19 protein-coding genes are annotated in these 23314 nt (G+C 61.1%); 14 read left to right on the top strand and 5 right to left on the bottom strand.

Annotation, left to right across the window (positions count from 1 at the left end; all coding sequences use genetic code 11):
- The first annotated feature begins 184 nt into the window (after nucleotides 1-184).
- The 5 genes from AC07VV_RS06695 to AC07VV_RS06675 all read left to right on the top strand — a co-directional run bounded on the left by AC07VV_RS06695 (nucleotide 185) and on the right by AC07VV_RS06675 (nucleotide 6959).
- Complete coding sequence (locus AC07VV_RS06695) at nucleotides 185-1117, top strand: LysR substrate-binding domain-containing protein (protein ID WP_085711383.1); 933 nt, start codon at nucleotides 185-187, stop codon at nucleotides 1115-1117.
- 107 nt (nucleotides 1118-1224) lie between these two features.
- Nucleotides 1225-2649, top strand: coding sequence for an aldehyde dehydrogenase (aldA, locus tag AC07VV_RS06690; RefSeq protein WP_495035945.1), 1425 nt, complete (start codon nucleotides 1225-1227; stop codon nucleotides 2647-2649).
- Nucleotides 2650-2731: 82 nt separating this feature from the next.
- Entirely contained in the window at nucleotides 2732-4066 is a 1335-nt protein-coding gene (locus tag AC07VV_RS06685) for an MFS transporter (protein ID WP_495035737.1), read from the top strand.
- A gap of 1 nt (nucleotide 4067) precedes the next feature.
- On the top strand, nucleotides 4068-5285 hold the full coding sequence (locus tag AC07VV_RS06680; RefSeq protein WP_085731929.1) for a mandelate racemase/muconate lactonizing enzyme family protein: 1218 nt from the start codon (nucleotides 4068-4070) through the stop codon (nucleotides 5283-5285).
- 60 nt (nucleotides 5286-5345) lie between these two features.
- Entirely contained in the window at nucleotides 5346-6959 is a 1614-nt protein-coding gene (locus AC07VV_RS06675) for a GMC family oxidoreductase (RefSeq protein WP_495035736.1), read from the top strand.
- A gap of 81 nt (nucleotides 6960-7040) precedes the next feature.
- Here the strand turns inward: AC07VV_RS06675 and AC07VV_RS06670 are convergent, their stop codons facing one another.
- The gene (locus AC07VV_RS06670; RefSeq protein ID WP_096820109.1) at nucleotides 7041-7925 is read right to left on the bottom strand and encodes a LysR substrate-binding domain-containing protein; all 885 of its coding nucleotides are present in this window, start codon (nucleotides 7923-7925) and stop codon (nucleotides 7041-7043) included.
- Between the two features lie 159 nt (nucleotides 7926-8084).
- On the opposite strand from AC07VV_RS06670, the gene ydiJ reads away from it, so the two are divergent.
- Together ydiJ and AC07VV_RS06660 are read left to right on the top strand one after the other, a co-directional pair.
- A complete protein-coding gene (gene ydiJ / locus AC07VV_RS06665; protein WP_495035944.1) occupies nucleotides 8085-11114 on the top strand; it encodes a D-2-hydroxyglutarate dehydrogenase YdiJ in 3030 nt (1009 codons plus the stop codon).
- Between the two features lie 105 nt (nucleotides 11115-11219).
- Nucleotides 11220-12389 carry an acetyltransferase domain-containing protein gene (locus AC07VV_RS06660; RefSeq protein WP_495035735.1) on the top strand — a complete coding sequence of 390 codons (1170 nt, stop codon included), beginning with the start codon at nucleotides 11220-11222 and terminating at the stop codon, nucleotides 12387-12389.
- Here the strand turns inward: AC07VV_RS06660 and AC07VV_RS06655 are convergent, their stop codons facing one another.
- Complete coding sequence (locus tag AC07VV_RS06655; RefSeq protein ID WP_495035734.1) at nucleotides 12390-13295, bottom strand: LysR family transcriptional regulator; 906 nt, start codon at nucleotides 13293-13295, stop codon at nucleotides 12390-12392.
- Nucleotides 13296-13425: 130 nt separating this feature from the next.
- Here AC07VV_RS06655 and AC07VV_RS06650 point away from each other — a divergent pair, with 130 nt between their 5' ends.
- Both AC07VV_RS06650 and AC07VV_RS06645 read left to right on the top strand, forming a co-directional pair.
- On the top strand, nucleotides 13426-14256 hold the full coding sequence (locus AC07VV_RS06650) for an oxidoreductase (RefSeq protein WP_495035733.1): 831 nt from the start codon (nucleotides 13426-13428) through the stop codon (nucleotides 14254-14256).
- Between the two features lie 73 nt (nucleotides 14257-14329).
- Complete coding sequence (locus AC07VV_RS06645; protein ID WP_495035732.1) at nucleotides 14330-15862, top strand: MFS transporter; 1533 nt, start codon at nucleotides 14330-14332, stop codon at nucleotides 15860-15862.
- Nucleotides 15863-15911: 49 nt separating this feature from the next.
- Here AC07VV_RS06645 and AC07VV_RS06640 read toward each other — a convergent pair whose 3' ends face one another.
- Nucleotides 15912-17303, bottom strand: coding sequence for an aldehyde dehydrogenase family protein (locus tag AC07VV_RS06640; RefSeq protein WP_495035731.1), 1392 nt, complete (start codon nucleotides 17301-17303; stop codon nucleotides 15912-15914).
- Nucleotides 17304-17406: 103 nt separating this feature from the next.
- Between AC07VV_RS06640 and ptrR the strand changes: the two genes are divergently transcribed.
- From ptrR to AC07VV_RS06620, 4 genes are all read left to right on the top strand, one after another.
- Entirely contained in the window at nucleotides 17407-18288 is an 882-nt protein-coding gene (gene ptrR / locus AC07VV_RS06635) for a putrescine utilization regulator PtrR (protein ID WP_085711607.1), read from the top strand.
- A gap of 95 nt (nucleotides 18289-18383) precedes the next feature.
- Nucleotides 18384-19046, top strand: coding sequence for a M24 family metallopeptidase (locus tag AC07VV_RS06630; RefSeq protein WP_119427389.1), 663 nt, complete (start codon nucleotides 18384-18386; stop codon nucleotides 19044-19046).
- Nucleotides 19047-19177: 131 nt separating this feature from the next.
- Nucleotides 19178-19606 (top strand): TOBE domain-containing protein, encoded by a 429-nt coding sequence (locus tag AC07VV_RS06625; RefSeq protein WP_102620931.1) that lies wholly within the window; start codon nucleotides 19178-19180, stop codon nucleotides 19604-19606.
- Between the two features lie 107 nt (nucleotides 19607-19713).
- Nucleotides 19714-20322: a nucleotidyltransferase domain-containing protein gene (locus AC07VV_RS06620; RefSeq protein WP_495035730.1), complete on the top strand. Its 609-nt coding sequence runs from the start codon at nucleotides 19714-19716 to the stop codon at nucleotides 20320-20322.
- A 41-nt stretch (nucleotides 20323-20363) separates the two neighbouring features.
- On the opposite strand, the gene AC07VV_RS06615 is transcribed toward AC07VV_RS06620, so the two are convergent.
- On the bottom strand, nucleotides 20364-21929 hold the full coding sequence (locus AC07VV_RS06615; protein ID WP_495035729.1) for an aldehyde dehydrogenase (NADP(+)): 1566 nt from the start codon (nucleotides 21927-21929) through the stop codon (nucleotides 20364-20366).
- The gene (locus AC07VV_RS06610; RefSeq protein WP_495035728.1) at nucleotides 21926-22564 is read right to left on the bottom strand and encodes a cysteine hydrolase family protein; all 639 of its coding nucleotides are present in this window, start codon (nucleotides 22562-22564) and stop codon (nucleotides 21926-21928) included. The genes AC07VV_RS06615 and AC07VV_RS06610 overlap by 4 nt, the downstream gene beginning before the upstream one ends.
- A 99-nt stretch (nucleotides 22565-22663) precedes the next feature.
- Between AC07VV_RS06610 and AC07VV_RS06605 the strand changes: the two genes are divergently transcribed.
- Nucleotides 22664-23167 carry a winged helix-turn-helix transcriptional regulator gene (locus tag AC07VV_RS06605; RefSeq protein WP_495035727.1) on the top strand — a complete coding sequence of 168 codons (504 nt, stop codon included), beginning with the start codon at nucleotides 22664-22666 and terminating at the stop codon, nucleotides 23165-23167.
- Nucleotides 23168-23314: the final 147 nt, after the last annotated feature.

Raw genomic sequence — 23314 nt, 5'->3', positions numbered from 1 at the left:
GAGCGGCTCTCGATTGTTTTTATTAGAGATGCCGCGCAGTTTTGCCATCTGCGGGTTGTTGAACAAACGATAAAAACGGTGGGGAAACCTGCATCGAATGCATGTTACTCAGAAAATCCTGTAGGACAATTCGCCAATGTCGTGGGATGCTTTGCGCCTTGTCAGTGGTTTTCGAGTGCCTTGTATGAAACGCAAAATGCCCGGCCTGAATGCACTCAAAGCATTCGAAGTGGCCGGCAGCACCGGCAGCTTCACCCGCGCCGCCGAGTTGCTCAACGTCACCCAGAGCGCGGTCAGCCGTCAGGTGCGGCAACTGGAAGAGCAGCTCGGCGAGAGTCTGCTGGAGCGCCGCCATCACCATCTCGAATTGACCGGTGCCGGCAAGATTCTGCTGCGGGCGCTACATCAGTCGTTCGACAAGATCGAGCTGACCGTGCGCAGCATTCAGCAGAAAACCCACGCCAATCGCTTGCACATCAACGCACCGCCAACCTTCACCAGCCGCTGGTTGATGCCGCGCCTGGGGCGTTTGCGCGAGCAGCATCCGGAGCTGGAGCTGAGCATCACCACCCGCTTGCAGGACAGTCTCGCGGAAACCAGCACCCTCGATTGCGCGATCCGTTTTGGCGACGGCGAGTGGGACGGGCTCGACAGTTCACTGCTGATTCAGGAACGGCACATCGCGGTGTGCGCGCCGACCCTGTATGCGCGGGAGGGCGGCGATCAGGGCATCGACCTCAATCGCCTGACGCTGTTGCATGTGCTGGCCCGGGAGGACCAGCGCTACCTGACCTGGAAACACTGGCTCGACGCGGCGCGCATCAGCGGTGTCGATACCCAGGGCGGTTATGAATTCGACCTGCTGGATTTGGCGATTCAGGCGGCGGTCGATGGTCTGGGAATCACCATTGCCGACTGGCACATGGTCGCCTCGGAGCTGGCCAGCGGGCAGTTGACCCAAGTGCACAACGTGCATGTGGAAGGCCACCAGTCCTACTGGCTGGTGACCCGCCCGGAACAGACGCAGATGCCGCAATTGCAGGCGTTCAGTCAGTGGTTGCAGGAAGAGATCTGGCTGGCGCAGCGCCAGCTTGAGCCTTCGAAGGCGATTTTCTGAGTAACGTGCCTTTTTCGAATGTTTGATCGCCGGATAAATCGTTTGTTGAACCCGCTGTCGATGACAAGACTGGCGGCATCGATAAAAACAAACGATGGGCGATGCACATGCGAGTCGAGCGAAATTTTGTTAACGGCCACTTCATCGAGCCGGCCAGCGCGGCGCTGATCGCGGTCTACAACCCGGCCACCGAAGCGTTGATCGGCCAGGTGTCGGCCGCCACTGCCGAAGAAGCCACGGCAGCAGTCGATGCCGCCGCCAAGGCGCAGAAGACCTGGGGCAAACTCACCAGCATCGAGCGTGCCGAGCACCTGCGAGCGTTCGCTGCGGCCCTTGAAGATCGCGCCGAAGCCATCGGCGCCGCACTGGCCGCCGAATCCGGCAAAAGCCTGAGCGACGCCAGCAACGAAGCCCGCTATGCCGCGCAGATCACCCGTTACCACGCCGAATGGGCGCGCCGTATCGAAGGCGAGATCATTCCCAGCGACAGTCCCGACGAAAACCTGTTCCTGCACCGCGAGCCGATTGGTGTCGTCGCGTGCCTGATTCCGTTCAACTACCCGGTCTACACCTTGCTGCGCAAAATCGCTCCGGCGCTGATTGCTGGCAACACCGTGGTGGTGCGTCCGAGCAACAACACCCCGACCTCGGCATTCGAAATCGCCAAAGCCGTGGTGCAATCGGGCATGCCGGCCGGTGTGATCAACATCCTGACCATGGATCACGCCACCGCCGCAGCCGTTTGCACGCATAAAGCCGTGGGCCTGATCACCCTGACCGGTAGCGTCAACGCTGGGCGCATCGTCCTCGATTACTGCAAGACCAACATCGCCAAGCCGTCGCTGGAACTGGGCGGCAAGACCCCGGCAATCATCGAGGCCGACGCTGATCTTGAAGCCGCCGCGAGCGCAATCATCGCCTCCAAGACCACCCATTGCGGCCAGTTGTGCACGGCGGTGGAGCGGGTCTACGTGCAGGAAAGCGTTCACGACCGCTTCCTCGCGCTGCTCAAAGCGAAAATCGCTGCCGTGAAGTTCGGCGACCGCGCCACAGACGCCAGCCTGATGGGCCCGCTGGTCAACGCCAGTTCGCAGAAGAACATCCACGCCATGGTCGAGCGCGCGATTGCCGACGGCGCCGTTCTCGAAAGCGGCGGCGTGCTGCCTGAAGGCCCGGGGCATTTCTACCCGCCGACGCTGCTCAGCGGCTGCCGTCAGGACATGGAAATCGTCCAGGAAGAAATCTTCGGCCCGGTGCTGCCGGTGCTCAAGTACCGCGACATCGACGAAGCGCTGGCCATGGCCAACGACCACCAGTTCGGCCTGTCGTCGGTGCTGTACACCGAGAACTACCGCACCGCGCAGAAAGTCGCCAACGCCATCGAAGCCGGCGAGTTGTACGTCAATCGCACCCCGGCCGATCCGTACCAGGGCTACCACGCCGGCTGGAAACGCTCGGGCCTGGGCGGCGATGACGGCAAGCACGGCATGCTCGAATTCACCCAGACCCGACTCGTGGTCATGAAGTACTGATCCACCGCATCACGCCTCACGCTACACCTATAAAAACAATTATCAGGGGCGCCCGGAGCACGGGTCGCCCGAGGTCACTTCAATGTCCAAGCATGCATCCTCTGCTGCCGCTGTTCAGGGTTCCAACTCGGCTTCGAAAAGCCAGAGCGACAAGGGAAGTCGCTATTTCCAACTGATGTTGCTGGTGCTCGCCGCCGGTGCGATCTATCCGATTCTGTACCTGCGCCAGGTCTACCAGACCACCATGCTCGAGGTGTTCCAGATCAACCACAGCGAGCTGGGTTATCTGTACTCGATGCTTGGCACGATCTTTCTCCTCAGCTACTTGCCGAGCGGTTGGCTGGCCGACCGTATCGCGCCGCGTTTCCTGATTTTCTTCTCGCTGGTGGCCACCGGCGTGCTGGGGCTGTGGTACTCGACGGCGCCGTCGATGACCGGGCTGATGATCATCTTCGGTTGCTGGGGTCTGACCACCGGCCTGACGTTCTGGGCCTCGGTGCTCAAGCGCGTGAAGATGATTGCCCATCACACCGAGCAGGGCCGATTCTTCGGCATCCTCGATGGCGGGCGTGGGTTGGTCGAGGCATTGCTGGCGACGGTCGCGCTGGGGCTGTTCGCCTACGCCACCGAAACCCGTGGCGAGTCCACCGCCGAAGGTTTCAAGCACGTGGTTTACCTCTACGCCTTCACCTGTATTGCCATCGGCTGTGTGCTGGTGCTGATCAAGGACCCGAAGTCGATGGAGGACACGCCGCCGGTGGAGAAGGGTAAGTTCAACCTGTTCACTGATCTGGCGACTTTGGTGAAGATCCCTGAGCTGTGGCTGGTCACCGCGATCGTGTTCTGCGGTTATCACATCTTCTGGGCCACCTACAGCTTCTCGGACTACCTGCAAGGCAGCGGCCTGACCGCCGTGATGGCCGGGACCATCACCACCATCAAACTGTGGATGCGCCCGATCGGCGGCATCGGTGGCGGCTGGCTGGGAGACAAGTTTTCGAACATCTCGGTACTGATCGTCGCGCTGTTGCTGGCGAGTCTGGCGATTGTCGGGCTGATCGTGTTCCCGGCGCTCAACAGCATGGGGTTGCTGATCGCGACAGTGATTTTCATCGGCCTGATGACCTACGCGATTCGCGGTCTGTACTGGGCGATCCTCGACAGCTGCAACATTCCGCTGCGCATCACCGGACTGGCCATCGGCATCGTCTCGGTGGTCGGTTACATGCCGGATGCTTTTATCCCGTTGATCAACGGCTACCTCACTGAACATTTCCCCGGTGCCCTCGGCTACCAGCTGTACTTCGGCTACATCGCCGCTATCGGTCTGATCGGCACCCTGGCTGCCGTGACCCTGCGTGCCCGGATCAATCGCAAATCCTTGAACAAGACCTCTTTGAACAAGACAGGTGCCTGAGATGAAAATCGTCGCCCTTGAAACCCATATCGTTGCTGTACCGCCACCGCACATCGGCGGCATGTACTGGCTGTTCGTCAAGCTCAAGACCGACTGCGGCATCGAAGGCGTCGGCGAGATCTACGCTGCAACCTTCGGCCCCAAAGCCATGCTGCCGATCATCGAAGACGTGTTCGAACGCTACCTGCTGAATCAGGACCCGCACCACATCGAACGTTTCTTCCGTCAGGCTTATTCGAGCGGTTTCACCCAGCGTCCCGACCTGACCATGATGGGCGTGGTCAGCGGCCTGGAAATGGCTTGCTGGGACATCATCGGCAAGGCCGCGAACAAACCGGTCTACGAACTGCTCGGCGGCAAGGTCCACGAACGCCTGCGTTCCTACACCTACCTGTATCCGGTCAACAGCCGTGGCGAGTACGACTACGACGATCCGGACCTGGCCGCCGAATGCGCCATCGACAACATGAACAAGGGCTTTACCGCCGTGAAGTTCGACCCGGCCGGGCCGTACACCGCGTACTCCGGGCACCAGATCTCGCTGGAAGTGCTGGAGCGCTGCGAAACCTTCTGCCGCAAGATTCGCGAAGCGGTGGGCAACAAATGCGATCTGCTGTTCGGCACCCACGGGCAAATGGTTCCGTCCTCGGCAATTCGCCTGGCCAAACGCCTGGAGAAGTACGACCCGCTGTGGTTCGAAGAGCCAGTGCCGCCGGGCCAGGAAGAAGCCATGGCGCAAGTCGCGGCCAAGACCAGCATTCCGATTGCCACTGGTGAGCGCCTGACCACCAAGTACGAGTTCTTCAAGCTGTTGCAGGCCGGCGGTGCGTCGATTCTGCAGATGAACGTGGCGCGCTGCGGCGGCCTGCTCGAAGGCAAGAAGATCGCCAGCATGGCCGAAGCCTATTACGCGCAAATCGCCCCGCATCTGTACAACGGGCCGATTGGTGCTGCAGCGAGTTTCCAGCTCGCGGCTTGTACGCCGAATTTCCTGATCCAGGAAAGCATCGAGACCTGGGGCGGCTTCCACGCCGAGGTCCTGAAAAAACCGTTGCAGTGGGAGGACGGCTACATCATTCCGTCCACCGAGCCGGGCCTGGGCGTGGAGCTGAACATGGACGTGGTGCGCAAGCATTCGCCGTACACCGGCGAGCGCCTGCACCTGCAAATGGCCCCGACCCCGGCCGACGTCAAAGACACATCGCCGGCCAAGGGCTGACGGGATTTCCCCGCCCGGCTACGGGCGGGTTCGATAAAAAGACTTACGCGGTAACCGTGCATGACATACGACTACATCATCGCTGGCGCAGGCGCCGCTGGCTGCGTGCTGGCCAATCGGCTCTCGGCCTCGGGCCAACACACGGTGCTGCTGCTGGAGGCGGGCGGCAAGGACAGTTCCCTGTGGTTCAAGATCCCGGTCGGCTTCGCCAAAATGTATTACAACCCGACCTTCAACTGGATGTACTACAGCCAGCCGCAGAAGCAGTTGGGCAATCGCGAAATCTACGCCCCGCGCGGCAAGGTCCAGGGCGGGTCGGGTTCGATCAACGCGATGATCTACGTGCGTGGTCAGGCCCATGACTTCAACGACTGGGCGGCCAACGGCAACGATGGCTGGGGCTTCAAGGATGTGCTGCCGTACTTCCGCAAACTGGAAAACCATCCGCTGGGCGACAGCGAATACCACGGCGGCAGCGGCCCGATCAGCATCACCCCGATGGCCGGCCAGACCCACCCGATCTGCGACGTGTTTCTCAAGGGTTGCGATGAGCTCGGCTATCCACGCAGCGACGATTTCAACGGGCCGAAATTCGAAGGCGCGGGCATCTATGACGTCAACACTCGCAACGGTCAGCGCAGCTCCAGCAGCTTCGCCCATTTGCACCCGGCGCTGAGCCGGCCGAACCTGACGGTCGAGCATTACGCGTTGGTCGACCGTGTCCTGTTCGATGAAAGCCAGCAGCGCGCCACCGGCATTTCCATCACCCAGCATGGCGTGGTGAGGACCTTCACGGCGCGCAAGGAAGTGATCCTGTGCGCTGGTGCGGTCGATACGCCGAAGATCCTGCAACTGTCCGGCGTGGCGGATCGTGCCTTGCTGGCGAAACATCAGATTCCGGTGGTGAAACACCTGCCGGCGGTAGGGCAGAACCTGCAGGATCACCTGTGCGTCAGCTACTACTACAAGGCCAATATCCCGACCCTGAACGATGAGCTGAGCTCGCTGTTCGGCCAGTTCAAACTCGGCGTGAAGTACCTGTTGACCCGCAAGGGCGCGCTGGCGATGAGCGTCAATCAGGCTGGCGGATTCTTCCGTGGCAACGCGGAGCAGAGCCATCCGAACCTGCAGCTGTATTTCAATCCGCTGTCGTACCAGATTCCGAAAAACAACAAGGCCAGCCTCAAGCCCGAGCCGTATTCAGGTTTCCTGCTGTGCTTTAACCCGTGCCGCCCGACCAGTCGTGGTCACATCACGATTGCTTCGAAGAATCCCCGTGATGCGGCGTTGATCGACCCGAACTACCTGAGCACGCAAAAGGACATCGACGAGGTGATCCAGGGCAGTCGCCTGATGCGCAAGATCATGGGCGCTCCGTCATTGAGGGGCATCACGGTCGATGAAGTTTTGCCGGGGCCGGCAGTGGAAACCGACGAGCAGATGCTCCAGTACTTCCGTGACAACTGTGGCTCGATCTATCACCTGTGCGGCTCCTGCGCGATGGGTGCGGACGAGCAGAGTTCGGTGGTCGACAAGCGCCTCAAGGTGCATGGCCTTGACGGGCTGCGAATTGTCGATGCGTCGATCTTTCCCAACGTGACGTCGGGCAACACCCATGCGGCGGTGCTGATGGTGGCGGAGAAGGGTGCGGATCTGATTCTGCAGGATGCGTAATGCCCAGTGACAGTTGATCGCAAGCCACTTTCCAGCATGCACTAGGCTTTGAATGCCGGCCCATTACGGGCCGGCATCCTCTCAAAGCGTCTGCACCAGCCAATCCCGAAACGCCTTCAACGACGCCAATGATTCATTACGCGCCGGGTACACCAGGTAATAGCTGCGCCGGCTGCTGATCGGTTCACCCAGTTGCAGCAACTCACCGTTGTGCAATTCATCCTCCACCAGAATCCTCGGCACCAGCCCGATGCCGATATTGGCGCGCACGGCCTGGATCAAGTGCGAGGTCATCTCGAAGCTCGGCCCGATGCGCATGCTGCGATGGGGCAGGGCGTGATGGCTGAACCACTCGGACCACGCCTGAGCATTGCTGCTGACATTGAGAAGAAGCTGCCCGGCGATATCCTTGTTGGCCGCGAGACGTTCGGCGTCGGACAATTGCGCACTGGCGATCACCACCAGTTCTTCGGTGTGCAGGCGGTGGGCGGTCAGCCCCGGCCAGTCACCGCCGCCGACACAAATCGCCGCGTCGATTTCGCTGGTGTCGAAGTCGATGGCTTCGATGCGCGAATGCAGGTGCACGGTCATGCCCGGGTGCGCGGTGTAGAAATCCTTCAGGCGCGGCAGCAGCCATTTCGAGCCGAAAGTCGGCAAGGTCGCCAGGCGCAGGCTGTGAATCCCCGAGCCAAACGCCATGGCCTGCAACGTCGCGCTGCGGATCTGCCCGAGGGCTTCGGACAGTTCGCGCTGATACATGCGCCCCACGTCGGTGAGGATCACCCGGCGGCCTTCACGGCTGAACAGGCGCATGCCGAGCATCTTTTCCAGAATCTGCACCTGACGACTGACTGCACTCTGGGTCAGCGACAGTTCGTGGGCGGCGCGGGTGTAGCTTTCATGGCGTGCGGCGGCTTCAAACGCCAGCAGCAACGACATCGAGGGGGTGAGGGTTCGCGGATTCATTCGTTTTAGTCATGGATTGCGGGTCGATTTTACGGTTGTCCCGGCATCGCTCTGCAATGAACATAAGGCCTATGAGATGGCGGGAGCGTGACGCAATCATTCATTGCGCACAACTGTTCACCGCCACACGGCCCGTTTTTGACCGAGATTGCACGCCCGATGATTGCCCAGCTGTCGCCTTCCACCGCGTTGAACACCGATTACCAACACTTTCTCAAAGCCCTTGAAACCAACGGTTTTCGTGGCGAAATCAGCGCTGACTACGCCAGCCGCGTGGTGCTGGCCACCGACAACTCGATCTATCAGCGCTTGCCGCAAGCGGCGGTATTCCCGCGCGACGCCGATGACGTGGCGCTGCTGGCACGCCTGATCGCCGAACCGGCTTACCAGAAAGTCGTGATTACGCCTCGCGGCGGCGGCACCGGCACCAACGGGCAATCGCTGACCGATGGCATCGTCGTCGACCTGTCGCGCCACATGAACCGCATCCTCGAAATCAACGTTGAACAGCGTTGGGTGCGGGTGCAGGCCGGTGTGGTGAAGGATCAACTCAACGCGGCACTGAAATCCGCCGGGCTGTTTTTCGCCCCGGAACTGTCGACGTCGAACCGCGCCACCGTTGGCGGCATGATCAACACCGACGCCAGCGGCCAGGGCAGTTGCACCTACGGCAAGACCCGTGACCATGTTCTGGAATTGCACATGGTCCTGCGCGGTGGCGAGCGATTGCACGGCCGTCCGCTGGAAGAAAGTGAGCTGGCGGCGGAATGCGCCCGTGAGGGGCGGGCCGGCGAGGTGTACCGTTGCGCGCGGCAGATCATCGATGAGCAGGGCGAACTGATCCGACAAACCTTCCCCGACCTCAACCGCTGCCTGACCGGCTACGACCTGGCGCACCTGCGCGAGGCCGACAACCGTTTCAACCTCAACAGCGTGCTGTGCGGTGCCGAAGGTTCGCTGGGGTTTGTGGTCGAGGCCAAGCTCAACGTGTTGCCGATCCCCAAGCACACGATGCTGGTGAACATCCGCTACGCCGGCTTCATGGATGCCTTGCGCGATGCGCGGGCGTTGATGGCGCTCAAGCCGCTGTCGATCGAAACCGTCGACTCCAAAGTGCTGTTGCTGGCGATGCAGGACATCGTCTGGCATGGCGTCGCCGAGTATTTCCCGGAAAGCGCCGAGCGGCCAACGCTGGGGATCAATCTGGTGGAGTTCTGCGGCGACGATCCCGAGGAACTGCAAGGCCGGGTCGAGGATTTTGTCCGCCACCTGGGCTCCGACGCCACAGTCGAGCGCTTGGGCCATACGCTGGCCGTCGGTCACGCGGCGGTGAATCGGGTCTACGGCATGCGCAAGCGAGCGGTGGGTTTGCTCGGCAACGTTGCCGGTGAAGCGCGGCCGCAACCATTTGTTGAAGACACCGCCGTGCCGCCACAACATCTGGCGGAGTACATCGCCGAGCTGCGCGAACTGCTCGACAGCCACAATCTGCAATACGGCATGTTCGGCCACGTCGATGCCGGCGTGCTGCACGTGCGGCCGATTCTCGACATGAAGGACCCGCAACAAGCGGCACTGGTGCGACCGGTGTCCGACGGCGTCGCTGCGCTGACCCAGCGATATGGCGGTCTGCTGTGGGGCGAGCACGGCAAGGGCCTGCGCTCGGAATACGCGCCGGCCTTCTTCGGTGAGCTGTACCCGGCGTTGCAAGCCTTGAAGGCGGCGTTCGATCCGTTCAACCAGTTCAATCCGGGCAAGATTGCCACGCCGAATATTCCCGGCGCGGCATTGCTGAAGATCGACGAAGTGACTCTGCGCGGCGAACTGGACCGGCAGATCGACGAGAAAGTCTGGCAGGATTACGGCGCGGCCATGCACTGCAACGGCAATGGCGCCTGCTACAACTTCGATCCCGACGATGCGATGTGCCCGTCGTGGAAAGCCACTCGACAGCGTGCGCAATCGCCCAAGGGCCGTGCCTCGCTGATTCGTGAATGGCTGCGTTTGCAGGGCGAGGCGGGTGTTGATGTGTTGTCTGATGCCAGTCGTCGTCCGCCGTTTTTCAGCACATTGCTGCAGCGCTGGCGCAACAGCCGTGCGCAGGAAAAAGACTTCTCCCACGAGGTGTACGACGCCATGGCCGGCTGCCTGGCGTGCAAGTCCTGCGCGGGGCAGTGCCCGGTGAAGGTCAACGTGCCGGATTTCCGTTCGCGGTTTCTCGAGCTGTACCACACCCGTTACCTGCGGCCCGCGCGGGATTATCTGATTGCCTCGCTGGAATACACGATTCCGTATATGGCGCGGATTCCGTTTCTCTACAACGGTTTGATGGGGGCTTCGTTCAGCCGTCGCTTGATCGAGCGCCTTGGTGGCATGGTCGATGTGCCGTTGCTCAGCCGTTTCGATTTCCACGCAGCCATGCGTCGCTGGCAGGTCCAACCGGCGTCGGTCGAGGTGCTTTCGGCGCTGACTCAGGCGCAACGCGAACGCAGTGTGGTGCTGGTGCAGGACGCGTTCACCCGGTATTTCGAGGCGCCATTGCTGGCGGATCTGATCGAACTGATTTCGCGACTGGGTTATCAGGTTTATCTGGCGCCGTTCAGCGCCAACGGCAAGCCGCTGCATGTGCAGGGTTTCCTCTCGGCGTTCAATCGCGCGGCGTTGCGCAATGCCGGGCAATTGCGTGCTCTGGCCGAGATCGGCGTGCCGCTGGTGGGGCTCGACCCGGCGATGACCCTGGTTTATCGCCAGGAGTACCTCAAGGTGCCGGGGATGGAGCAATGCCCGGAAGTGGCGCTGGTGCAGGAGTGGCTGCTGAAAGTCATGCCGCAACGGACGGATTCACAGAATGGCGAAAGCTTCCGCCTGCTCGCGCATTGCACCGAGAAGACCAACGCGCCCGCCGCCACCCGGCAATGGGAGCAAGTGTTCGAACGCGTCGGCTTGAAGCTGACAACCCAGGCCACCGGTTGCTGCGGGATGTCCGGCACCTACGGGCACGAAGCGCGCAATCGCGACACCTCGGCGGTGATTTACGAGCAGTCCTGGGCGAAGCAGATCGAGGCACCGGCAGAGCGGGGCGAAGCACTGGCGACCGGCTATTCGTGCCGCAGCCAAGTCAAGCGCCAGGCCGACCGGGCGGTGCGTCATCCGTTGCAGGTGCTGCTTGAGCAACTGCAAACGGCTTGAGAACCGTTAGCAATTGAAGCGACTTTTCATGTTATAAGGTAACGCAAATAGTCGGGCCGTTTGCACACGGCCCGGTCGAACTCTTCACTCGATTGCGAACCCTTCATGACCCTTGCTGTTCCCCGAAACGTCCCGCCGGCGACTGGCCGGCTGCTGTCCATTGATGCGCTGCGCGGCCTGGTCATTCTGTTCATGTTGCTGGATCACGTGCGCGAAACCTTTCTGCTGCATCGTCAGGTGTCCGATCCGATGGACATCGCCAGCACCGAGCCGGCGCTGTTTTTCAGTCGCACCCTGGCGCATCTCTGCGCGCCGGTGTTCGTGCTGCTGACCGGGTTGTCGGCGTGGCTGTTCGGGGAGAAGTACGACGGCAAGGCTGACGTCAGTGCCTTTCTGTTCAAGCGTGGTTTGTTCCTGGTGGTGCTCGAATTCACCCTGGTGAATTTCGCCTGGACGTTCCAGCTGCCGCCGAGCGTGATCTACCTGCAAGTGATCTGGGCGATCGGCCTGAGCATGATCGCGCTGTCGCTGCTGGTCTGGCTGCCTCGCTGGCTATTGTTGACGCTGAGCCTGGCGATCATCGCCGGACACAACCTGCTCGACGGTCTGCACTTCGGAACGGAGTCGGCGCTGCACGTGCCTTGGGCAATCCTGCATGACCGGGGCTGGATCGAAGTCAGCGAATCTTTGCGCCTGCGTACTTCGTACCCGCTACTGCCGTGGATCGGTGTGATCGGTCTGGGTTACGCGCTGGGGCCATGGTTTGCCCGAATGGCCGATGCGGGTGTGCGCCAGCGGCGTTTGCTGATCGTTGGCATCGCCGGGCTGATGGGTTTCGTGGCGCTGCGGCTGGTCAACGGTTACGGCGAGAAACCGTGGTCGCTCAATGACAGCAGCCTGCAAACCCTGATGAGTTTTTTCAACATCACCAAGTACCCGCCGTCGCTGTTGTTCATCACGCTGACGGTGAGCGTCGGGCTGCTGCTGTTGCTGGTGTTCGAGCGTGCGCAGGATCGACGCTGGATTCGCTGGCTGACGGTGTTCGGTTCGGCGCCGATGTTTTTCTATCTGCTGCACCTGTATGCGCTGAAGGTGCTGTACCTGATTGGCGTGGCATTGGTCGGGCTCAATCAGGGCAGTTATTTCGGTTTCTCGACGGTGGCGGCGGTGTGGCTGGCGGCGATGGTGCTGGCGGTCGGGTTGTTTCCGGCCGTGCGCTGGTTCTCGGCATTGAAGGCTCGGCGACGGGACATCGCCTGGTTGAAGTATCTGTAGCTATCCCGTTTTACCGTCGCGAACGTTGCGGGCAAAGTCGATGAAAGCCTTGAGCGGCGCCGGTACATGGCGCCGGCTCGGGTAATACAGATGCAGCCCCGGATAGTACGGGCACCAGTCCGCCAACACTTGCACCAGACGCCCGGCCGCGAGGTGCTCGCTGACCATGTCTTCGAACACATAGGCCAGTCCCAGGCCTTGCAGCGCCGGGCCGACCATCAGGCTGACATCGCCCAGGGTCAGCGGCCCGTTGACTTCGATTTCCTGTTCAATGCCACCACGTTCGAATTCCCAGCGGTACATCGAACCGCTCGGGAACCGGTGACGGATGCAGGGCAGGGCATGCAGGTCTTCCGGTTTCTGTGGCGCGGGATGCCGCTGGAAAAACGCCGGCGAACCCACTACCACCGAACGCATGTTCGGTCCGATGGGCAAAGACACCATGTCCGCCTCCAGCCGATTGCCGAAACGCACGCCGGCATCGAATCCAGCGGCAACGATATCCAGCAGCGCATCGCTTTCGACCACTTCCAGACGAATGTCCGGATAAGCCTGCAGGAACTCGCTGGCAATCGGCAGCAGCACCAGCTCGCACGCCTGGCGCCCGCAGGTAATGCGCAGATTGCCCGAAGGCTTGTCGCGAAAATGGTTGAGGTCTTCAAGCGCATCTTCGATATCGCGAAACGCCGGTTTCAACCGGGCGTAAAGACGCTCACCGGCCTCGGTCAGGGCAACGCTGCGGGTGGTGCGATTGAACAGCCTCACGCCGAGGCGGTTTTCCAGAGCACGCAACGAGTGACTCAGCGCCGAAGGTGTCAGGCCCAGATCCACCGCAGCACGACTTAAATTCAGATGCTGGGCGATGCTCAGAAAGATCGACAGATCCGCCGTGGACGGGTTTTTCATTGATGAATGCCTTTCATAAAGTCATGTAATTTTGTTGGGATTATCACATCAGTAGCACGGCTTTAAAGTCGCATCAACTCATTGAGAAGGCCCGGCAATAACGCCAGGGTCACTGACAGGAGGAGTTGCTATGCGTACCTGGCTGATTACCGGAGCTTCCCGTGGTTTTGGCACCCTCATCGCAGAACATGCCCTGCGTGCCGGTGCCGCCGTGATTGCCACCGCCCGCAATCCGCAAGACATCACCGACCGCCTCGGCGAGCACCCGAACCTGCTGGCGGTGCGCCTGGAGGTCACTCGCGAAGAAGAGGCACACCAAGCGGTGGCGGAAGGCATCAAGCGTTTCGGCCGCATTGATGTGCTGATCAACAATGCCGGCTTCGGCGTACTGGGCGCGGTGGAGGAAACCAGCGCCAGCGAAACCGAGCGCCTGTTCGCCACCAACGTCTTCGGCCTGCTCAACGTGACTCGCGCCGTACTGCCGCACATGCGCGCCCAGCGCAGCGGGCGGGTGATCAACATCTCGTCCATCGGCGGCTATCAGGCCTACATGGGCTGGGGTGTCTACGGCTCCACCAAGTTCGCGGTGGAAGGCATCAGCGAAGCGCTGCATCAGGAACTGGCGCCATTGGGCATCAATGTCACGGTGGTCGAGCCGGGCTTCTTCCGCACGGACTTCCTCGATGAACAATCGCTGGTCAAGACCGCGCTGGTGCTGCCGGACTACGACGAAACCGTCGGCAAGATGCGCACTTTCGCCGAAGCCGCCAACCATGCGCAGCCGGGCGATCCGGTGAAGTTTGCCGAAGCCATGCTGGCGCTGGTCAATGCGCCGAACCCGCCGCAACGGTTGGCATTGGGCAGCGACACCGTCGCGCGGATCGAAGCGAAGAATCGATTGGTGGCACAGGAACTGGCGGAGTGGAATGCGCTGGCGCTGTCCACGGACTTCAAGGACTGACTCCCCCCGTTGAAGCCATCGCAGGCTGCGCTCTGTTGATCGCAGCCTCATTCTCTTTTCATTGGATGAAATCATGACAACCATCTCCCAGCCCCATGGCGAGGGCGACAAACTGCTGATCCTCGCAGCCATTTGCCTGTCGGCACTGGTCCTTCCGTTAAGTTTTACCGGTGGCGCGGTGGCGACGCCGGCCATCGGCCGTGACCTGGGCGGTAGCCCGGTGGCGCTGACCTGGATCACCAATGCGTTCATGTTGTCGTTCGGCAGTCTGCTGATGGCGGCGGGGGCGTTGGCTGATGTCTATGGGCGCAAGCGCCTGTTCACCGCCGGCATGCTGTTGTTCACCGGGGCGTCGATTGCCCAGAGTCTGGCGCCTTCGGTGTTCTGGCTCGACGTTTTACGAGCGATTCAGGGCGTGGCCGGGGCGGCGGCGCTGGCCAGTGGTTCGGCAGCGCTGGCGCAGGAATTCGAAGGTCATGCGCGCACCCGTGCCTACAGCATGCTCGGTACTACGTTTGGCATCGGCCTGGCGTTCGGGCCGTTGGTGGCCGGGGCGTTGATCGAGGCGTTCAACTGGCGTGCGATCTTTGTCTTCACGGCGTTGATCGGTGTGATTGCGATGGTCTTCGGTCTGCCGCGCATGCGTGAGACCCGCGACCCCGACGCCGCCGGTCTCGACTGGCCGGGTAGTGTGACGTTCAGTTCGATGCTGGCGCTGTTCACGTTCGGTGTAATCCAGGCCCCCGAAAGCGGTTGGGGCAGTCCGTTGGTGGTGGGTCTGTTGGGTGTTTCGGCGTTGTTGCTGGCGCTGTTCGTCATCATCGAAATGCGTGTCAAACGCCCGATGCTCGATCTGACCCTGTTCCGTTTTCCGCGCTTCATCGGTGTGCAGATGCTGCCGATTGGCACCTGCTTTTGCTACATCGTGCTGGTGGTCATGCTGCCGCTGCGGTTTATCGGCGTCGAAGGCTTGAGTGAAATCGATGCAGGCCTGTTGTTGCTGGCGTTGTCGGCGCCGATGCTGGTGGTGCCGATGCTTGCGGCTTCGATGGCCCGTTTTGTTTCGGCCGGTATTTTGTCGGGCGTGGGTTTCTTGATTGCCGCCGTGGGGCTGCACTGGCTGAGCTTGTACAACGTCGGCGAGCCGAAGTTCGCGCTGGTGGTGTCGATGGTGTTGATCGGGATTGGCGCGGGTCTGCCGTGGGGATTGATGGATGGATTGTCGGTCAGCGTGGTGCCGAAAGAGCGCGCCGGCATGGCGGCCGGGATCTTCAACACGGTGCGGGTGGCGGGTGAGGGGATTGCACTGGCCAGCGTGGCGGCGATTCTTGCCTCGCTGCTGCATACCGATTTGCAGGGAGTGGTCAGCGGAGCAGACGCCGCGCTGATTGCCGAGACTGCACACCGGGTGACGACCGGTGACATGGCCCATGCGATCAACACAGTTCCGGGGTTGGCTAACGACCGGCTGGTGCAGGGTTACGCCTCGGCGTTCCAGTATCTGCTGCACATCCTGACGATCATCACCCTCGCGTCGGCAGCCGTGGTGTTAGGGCTGTTGAGCAAGGAACGGACGGTATCGGAACCACAACAGGCTGCGGCGTAAATGAAAAAGCCCGGAAGCGCAAAACGCTTCCGGGCTTTTTTTCAGCGGATCAGTGGCGATCCAGCCACACGGTCTGCGCATTGCAGAACTCGCGCACGCCGAAGTGCGACAGCTCGCGGCCGAAACCGCTTTTCTTCACGCCGCCGAAGGTCACGCGCGGGTCGCTGGCGGAGTAGCCGTTGATGAACACACCACCGGTTTCCAGCTCGCTGGTCAGCTGCTGGGCCAGGGCGACGTTGGCGGTGTAGATCGTGGCGGTCAAGCCGAACTCGCTGTCGTTGGCCAGGGCCACAGCGTGAGCGCAGTCGCGAGCGGTGATGATCGAGGCTACCGGGCCGAACAATTCCTGTTTGAACGAGGTCATGCGGTCGGTGACGTCGGCCAATACGGTCGGCTCGTAGTAGTTGCCCGAACCCTCTACTTTGCCGCCGCCGAGCAGCAGGGTGGCGCCTTCTTCCAGGGTGTCGCGCACTTGTTGATCCAGTTCGTCACGCAGATCGAAGCGGGCCATCGGGCCGATGTAGTTCTCGGCAGACAACGGATCGCCCATCTTCAACTGGCGGGTGGCTTCGACGAATTTGCGGGTGAACTCTTCAACCACGCCTTCTTCGATGATCAGGCGTTTGGCGGCGGCGCAGACCTGGCCGGAGTTCTGGTAACGACCGATCACTGCTGCTTGTACGGCTTCATCGATATCGGCGTCGTTGAGCACGATGAATGGATCGGAACCACCCAGTTCCAGTACGCATTTCTTCAGTGCAGCACCGGCCTGCGCGCCGATGGCCATGCCGGCGCGGACGCTGCCGGTCAGGGTCACGGCGGCAATGCGCGGGTCGGCGATGGCAGTGGACACGCCTTCCGGGGTGACGTTGATCACTTCAAACACGCCATCGGCAAAACCGGCGCGAGTGAATGCGTCGCGCAACAGATAGGCGCTGCCCATTACGTTCGGCGCATGCTTGAGCACGTAGGTGTTGCCGGCAATCAGCGCCGGGACTGCACCGCGCAGGACCTGCCAGATCGGGAAGTTCCACGGCATCACGGCGAGGATCGGCCCCAGCGGACGGTATTCGATGCGCGCCTTGCCGCCTTCGACCAGCGTTGCTTCGGCGTTGAGCATGGCCGGGCCGTGTTCGGCGTACCACTCGCAAAGCTTGGCGCACTTCTCGATTTCGCCACGGGCCTGGGCGATCGGCTTGCCCATTTCCTGGGTGATCATGGTCGCCATCGCTTCGCTGCTGTCACGCAGGGCGCCGGCCAGTGCGGTCAGGGCGCGGGAGCGGTCTTGCAGCGGCTTGCGTTTCCATTTGCCGAAACCGAACGCGGCACGGGTCAGCGCGGCATCGAGGGCCTCGGCGGATTCGAAGGCGTAGTGACCGATCTGCTCGCCAGTGGCGGGGTTGATCGAGATGGCGTGGGTCTGGCTGGAAATCGGGCTCATGGCATCGTCCTGCGAGGTCAGTGGATGCGCTCAGAGTAGGGTGGCGTTTGATTTCTGGAAACTGAATAATAAAGATCGTTTCTTTCACGATTGGAGAATGACTGTGGATCTCGTGCAACTGGAAATCTTCAAGGCTGTTGCCGAGCACGGCAGCATCAGTGCGGCGGCGGCGCAGATCCATCGCGTGCCGTCGAACCTGACGACGCGCATCAAGCAGTTGGAGGAGGATCTGGGCGTCGACCTGTTCATCCGCGAGAAAAGCCGCTTGCGCCTGTCGCCAGCCGGCTGGAGTTTTCTCGAGTACGCACGGCGCATTCTCGATCTGGTGCAGGAAGCGCGAGCCACGGTGGCTGGCGAGGAACCGCAAGGCGCGTTCCCGCTGGGCTCACTGGAAAGTACGGCGGCGGTACGCATTCCCGGTTTGCTGGCGACGTATAACCAGCAACATCCAAAGGTCGATCTGGACCTTTCGACCGGGCCGTCCGGGACAATGATCGACGGTGTGCTTTCCGGGCGCCTGGCGGCAGCGTTCGTCGACGGCCCGGTGTTGCACCCGGCGCTGGAAGGCATCCCGGCGTTCGAAGAGGAAATGGTCATCATCTCGCCGCTTCATCACGGGCCGATCAAACGCGCTGCGGACGTGAATGGTGAGAACATCTATGCATTCCGCTCGAACTGTTCCTATCGCCATCACTTCGAAAAATGGTTCAGCACCGACGCTGCCGTACCCGGCAAGATCTTCGAAATGGAGTCCTATCACGGCATGCTCGCCTGCGTCAGTGCGGGCGCCGGTCTGGCCCTGATGCCGCGCAGCATGTTGCAGAGCATGCCCGGTTGCGCGACGGTGAGTGTCTGGCCGCTGGCGGCGGATTTTCGCTATCTGACCACGTGGCTGGTGTGGCGCCGGGGCACGGTGTCTCGCAGTCTGAGCATGTTTGTGCGCTTGCTCGAGGAGCGCGGCGTGGTGCGTGCAGAAGAGAATTGACACTTTGTGTCATGGTTGTATCTTAGGCGTCCTGTTTCGCAATATAAAAAACTATACAGCGCAAGCGATGCGCGATTAGCCAGAAGGAATCAGCGATGACCACAGCCCTGAGCGGCAAAGAAGCAGTAGGTGAGCGTTTTGTGCTGGAAACCATGCGCCACGCCCAGCAGTTGACCTGGAAGGCCGTGGACGAGATCGCCAAGGTGATCAAGCCCGGCATGCGCGAATCGGAAGCCCATGCCCGTGGCAAAGAGATCCTCGTTGAACTGGGCATGGACCGGATCTGGCATCCGCTGTTGATCCGCTTCGGTGCCAACACACTGAAGACCTTCAAGGAGCGCTCCGAAGGCGATCCGGTGCTGGGCGAGGAAGACATTTTCTTCATCGACATGGGCGTGGTCTGGGAAGGCCATGAAGGCGATGCCGGGGCGACGTTCGTTACCGGGTCCGATCCGCAAATGATCGCTTGCGCGGCGGCCTCCAAAGAACTCTTCGACAAGGTCGAAGCCTTCTGGCGCAAGGGCGTGACCGGTGTCGAACTGTATCGCTACGCCACCGATCAGGCCGAGGCGATGGGCTGGAAACTGAACCTGGACATCAAGGGCCACCGGGTCAGCGATTTTCCACATGCGATTTATCGGGGCGGCAATCTCGGTGATTTCGATCAGGCTCCGAATGCCGGTGTGTGGATCCTCGAAATCCAGATCGAACACCCTGAGCTTCCCTATGGCGCCTTCTATGAAGACCTGCTGATCTGATTCACATTGGCGGTGCTAGAGTCAGGAGTCAATGTTCATTCAGGTGTAGCGCTGTAGTTGTAACTACATAGCGCTTGCTCAGATGATGCAGGCCGTTTCCTAACTCCAAAGTCAAAAAAAGGACGTCCATCATGAAAGTCAGTGCCCGCAATGTTTTCAAAGGTCAGGTCAGCCAGGTTCAGGAAGGCTCGGTCAATGCGGAAGTCGTCCTGACCCTTCCGGGCGGCGAAAAACTGGTCGCGGTCGTGACCCTGGCCAGCCTCAAGAGCCTGGGCATCGCGGTGGGCAAAGAAGCCGTTGCGCTGGTCAAGGCGCCTTGGGTGATGCTGATGACCGAGTCCGACGGCATTCGCCTGTCGGCCCGCAACTGCCTGCAAGGCAAGGTGCTGAGCGTGACCGATGGCGCCGTCAACGCCGAAGTGGTGATCGAGCTGGCCGGCGGCTCGAAGGTCTATTCGATCGTGACCCGCGACGCGGTGAACGAACTGGGCCTGGCGGCGGGCGTCAGCGCGACGGCGGTGATCAAGGCTTCGCACATCATTCTGGGTGTGCCGGCCTGATCTATCCGTCAGGCCAATGGCTGTAAAAAAGAAGTGCCGGGCTCAAGCGAGCCCGGCACTTTTTTGTTTCAATGTCCGGATAAAGCCAAGGACATGGAGAACGGCGAATGACGGCTCAGGAACACCTGCCGGATCAAGCGGCATGGAGCCCTTGGACACCTACTGATTTATTCCAGCGACTCGAACACATCGATCGGCCTTGGTGCATCGTCGGCGGATGGGCACTTGATGTCTGGCAGGGGCGGCAAACCCGAGCGCATGAAGATCTTGAATTCACCATCCTGCGCGAAGACTTCCCGGTGTTTCGCGAGGCGCTGGGGCATCTGGATTTCTATGCGGTCAAGGACGGCGTCTTCGAGCTACTGGCATCCAATCGCGAACCTGCTTCCGACATTTTTCAGGTCTGGTGTTTTGATACCGAGGCGCAAGTCTGGCGGGTCGACATGATGATCGAACCCGGAACGCCAGACAGATGGGTTTACAAGCGCGATACGTCGATCACTGGCGAGCGCAGTGAAATGGTCTGCACCAACGATGCGGGCATTCCCTACCTCAGGCCTGCGGCCATTCTGTTGTTCAAGGCCAAACACCTCAGGGCAAAGGATCAAGCCGATTTCAATCTCACCTTGCCCAGGCTTTCGCCCAGGGAGCGACAATGGTTGATGGAGCAACTGGCGTTGGTACACCCGGGGCATGAATGGCTGGCGCGAATTTGAACCTGCGTCCCGGTTCGGTATTGCGCCGAACCGGGACGGGTTTATTGGCCATCGACAAGACGCGGTAGCTGCAGCGGATTACCGCCGCGCAACACCTCCGGCAGCAACGTATCCGGAAAGCCCTGATACGCCACCGGCCGCAAAAAGCGCTCGATCGAGGTCATGCCGACCGAGGTGAAGCGACTGTCCGAAGTGGCCGGGAACGGCCCGCCGTGCACGGTGGCGAAAGTCACTTCCTGAGGATGGGCAAAGGCGTTGACCACGATGCGCCCGGTGCGGCGTTCGAGGATCGGCAGCAGGCGCCGGGCCAGATCCAGATCGCGGTCTTCGAGGTGAATGGCCGCACTCAGTTGGCCTTTGAACGAACGGGCGACCGCCAGCAATTCTTCCTCATCGTTGACCGTCACCAGCAACGCGGCCGGACCGAACACTTCATGGGCCAGCGCCGGTTCGTCGAGCAGGCGTTGGCCATCGACTTCCAGCAGCGCCGAGCGGCCTTCAAATTGGCCATCCGCTGGTGCGCCGACTGCCACCAGATTCGCACCAACGCTTTCCATCGCCACCAGCCCTTTGACGTATGAACCGTGAATCCCCGGGGTCAGCATCGTGCGTGCCGGTGCATCACTGATCCGTTTGATCAAGGCGCTGCGCAATGCTTGCAGGCCATCACCCTTGACCGCGATCAGGATCGACGGACACAAGCAGGCTTGCCCGACATTGACCAGCATCCGCTCGGCGAAACCATCACCGATTTCCGCGCCGCGTGCCGCCATTGCTGCGGGCAGGATGAAGGTCGGGTTGACGCTGGTCATCTCGGTGAACACCGGGATCGGGTCGGGCCGCAACTGAGCGCGGCGATAGAGCGCCATGCCGCCCAGTTCCGAACCGGTGAAGGTCACCGCTTTGATCAGCGGGTGATCGACCAGCGCTTCACCGATGGCATTGCCGCCACCGCGCACCAGGGAGAAAACCCCTTCGTGCAAACCGTGCTCTTGTACGGCCTTGCGGATGGCGCGGGCCTGGATTTCCGAGGCGCCGGGGTGGGCGTTGTGGGCTTTGAGAATCACCGTCGCACCGGCCGCGAGTGCCGAGGCTGTATCGCCGCCGGCCACCGAATAGGAAATCGGAAAGTTGCTGGCGCCGAAGATCGCCACCGGACCTATCGCGACTTTCTGCAGGCGATGATCCATCCGTGGCCGGGGCTGACGCTCAGGTTGTGCCGGGTCGATGGCCAGTTGCAGGAAGCGTCCCTTGCGCACCACGTCGGCGAACTGGCGGAATTGGGTGGCGGCCTTGGCGGCTTCGCCTTCGAGCTGTGCCTGAGGCAAACCGGTTTCTAGTGCGGCGCGGGCAGCCAGTTCCTCACGAACGGCGTCGAGGTTGTCGGCGATGCTTTCCAGAAACGCAGACCGTTCGGCCAGCGAAGTGTGGCTGTAGCTGTCGAATGCCTGATCGGCAAGGGTTGCAGCCTGGTCGACCTGCGCCACGCCGCCGAAGGCGAACTCTGGCTCGATCAGTTGATTGGTTGCCGGATTCAGCGCTTTCATCGTGCCCTCGGTGGCGGGGATGTCAGAGGCGCCGATCAGCAGGTGGCCGGTCAGACTCATTTCGACTCACCCTGTGTGTTGAGGCTGGTGATCAACTCGTCGGTGGTGGTGACGACATGGGCGAAGGTCGGGCCGTTCAGCTCATGGGCGGAATGCATCATTTCCGGTTTGAATGCAGCGGTCGCGTCGCGCACCAGCGTGACGTGGTAACCCAGTTCGCTGGCGTAGCGGGCGGTGGCTTCGATGCAGGTATTGGCCAGCAAGCCGACGATGATCACGTGGGTGATGCTCTTCTGCTTGAGGCGAAAATCGAGGTCGGTGTTGGCAAAACCGCTTGAGCCCCAATGTTCCTGCGCCACGATGTCGCCGTCCTTTGGCGCGAAATCCGGGTGCCATTCACCGCCCCATTCGCCACGGGCAAAGTGGTGCATGTGCATGATCTTTTGTTGGGTAGGGCTTGGGTGATCCCAGTTCTCGTAGTCGCCTTTGACCCAGCGGTGATGCGGTACGATGACCACCGGAATCTGCAGGCCACGCACGGCACGGTCGAGTTTGCGCAGGTTGTCGAGCAGGCCGTTCTGGTCGGCGATCGGTTTGATCAGGGGAAAGATCTTGCCGCCGTCGGAGAGAAAATCGTTGTACGGATCGACCAGCAGGTAGGCGGTTCTGTCGAGTGGATAGAGAGGTTTCGACATGGCTGTTTACTCCGGCAATGAGAGTGATCGATGCTCAGGGCTTGTTCCCGCATCGTGTTGATATGATAATCATAGTAACAATGAAAGAGGCAAGCCTTGATGGCTGTAAACGATAGTCTTCCCGATACGCTGTGCCCGATTGCCCGGGCCGAGGCGATCGTCGGCGACCGCTGGACGGTGCTGGTTTTGCGCGAGTTGTTCATGGGCAGCCATCGCTACGACGAGATTCAGGCCCAGACCGGCGGTACGCCGCAGATGGTCGCCGCCCGTCTGAAAAGCCTGGAGGCGGACGGGTTGGTCGAGCGTCGCTTGTACAACGAGCGGCCGAAACGCTACGAGTACCACCTCACCGCGAAGGGCGAGGCGTTCTACCCGGTGGTGATTGCGTTGCGCGCCTGGGGAGAGACCTGGTGCAAGTCGCCGGAGGAGGGGCTGGCCGTGAACATGACCCACAAGCACTGCAACCACAGCGCCGGCCTCGGACCGCTGTGCGATCACTGCGGCGGACTGTTGCGACGCGAGGATCTGATCAGTCAGCCGCAAGAAGCCTATGTCGCCGAGCGGCAGGCGCGGCGTGAGGCGTTCAAAGGCACTCGGACTTGAATGCGATCACTCCGTGGCGCCGATATGCAAGATCCCATTCGTGTGGCTTTTCTGTCTATGCACGTGGGCAAAAGTTATCAATCTAAATTAATGTCATGGGTGCTGTTTTGAGAAGCTTAAACGTCACCGAAAGGAAAACTAGACACA

It is taken from the genome of Pseudomonas sp. GW821-FHT02C04 (assembly GCF_059421845.1).
The sequence above is the reverse complement of the archived record's forward strand: the minus strand, read 5'-3'. Positions and strand labels throughout refer to the sequence as shown.

Bases quoted from the DNA above. Each gene is read 5' to 3' on its own strand.
- AC07VV_RS06680 (WP_085731929.1), top strand. From the start codon at position 4,068: ATGAAAATCGTCGCCCTTGAAACCCATATCGTTGCTGTACCGCCACCG.
- AC07VV_RS06660 (WP_495035735.1), top strand. From the start codon at position 11,220: ATGACCCTTGCTGTTCCCCGAAACGTCCCGCCGGCGACTGGCCGGCTG.
- AC07VV_RS06605 (WP_495035727.1), top strand. From the start codon at position 22,664: ATGGCTGTAAACGATAGTCTTCCCGATACGCTGTGCCCGATTGCCCGG.
- AC07VV_RS06675 (WP_495035736.1), top strand. From the start codon at position 5,346: ATGACATACGACTACATCATCGCTGGCGCAGGCGCCGCTGGCTGCGTG.
- AC07VV_RS06645 (WP_495035732.1), top strand. From the start codon at position 14,330: ATGACAACCATCTCCCAGCCCCATGGCGAGGGCGACAAACTGCTGATC.
- AC07VV_RS06620 (WP_495035730.1), top strand. From the start codon at position 19,714: ATGACGGCTCAGGAACACCTGCCGGATCAAGCGGCATGGAGCCCTTGG.
- AC07VV_RS06610 (WP_495035728.1), bottom strand. From the start codon at position 22,564: ATGTCGAAACCTCTCTATCCACTCGACAGAACCGCCTACCTGCTGGTC.
- AC07VV_RS06630 (WP_119427389.1), top strand. From the start codon at position 18,384: ATGACCACAGCCCTGAGCGGCAAAGAAGCAGTAGGTGAGCGTTTTGTG.
- AC07VV_RS06670 (WP_096820109.1), bottom strand. From the start codon at position 7,925: ATGAATCCGCGAACCCTCACCCCCTCGATGTCGTTGCTGCTGGCGTTT.
- AC07VV_RS06615 (WP_495035729.1), bottom strand. From the start codon at position 21,929: ATGAGTCTGACCGGCCACCTGCTGATCGGCGCCTCTGACATCCCCGCC.
- AC07VV_RS06655 (WP_495035734.1), bottom strand. From the start codon at position 13,295: ATGAAAAACCCGTCCACGGCGGATCTGTCGATCTTTCTGAGCATCGCC.
- AC07VV_RS06695 (WP_085711383.1), top strand. From the start codon at position 185: ATGAAACGCAAAATGCCCGGCCTGAATGCACTCAAAGCATTCGAAGTG.
- AC07VV_RS06650 (WP_495035733.1), top strand. From the start codon at position 13,426: ATGCGTACCTGGCTGATTACCGGAGCTTCCCGTGGTTTTGGCACCCTC.
- AC07VV_RS06685 (WP_495035737.1), top strand. From the start codon at position 2,732: ATGTCCAAGCATGCATCCTCTGCTGCCGCTGTTCAGGGTTCCAACTCG.
- aldA (WP_495035945.1), top strand. From the start codon at position 1,225: ATGCGAGTCGAGCGAAATTTTGTTAACGGCCACTTCATCGAGCCGGCC.
- AC07VV_RS06625 (WP_102620931.1), top strand. From the start codon at position 19,178: ATGAAAGTCAGTGCCCGCAATGTTTTCAAAGGTCAGGTCAGCCAGGTT.
- AC07VV_RS06640 (WP_495035731.1), bottom strand. From the start codon at position 17,303: ATGAGCCCGATTTCCAGCCAGACCCACGCCATCTCGATCAACCCCGCC.
- ydiJ (WP_495035944.1), top strand. From the start codon at position 8,085: ATGATTGCCCAGCTGTCGCCTTCCACCGCGTTGAACACCGATTACCAA.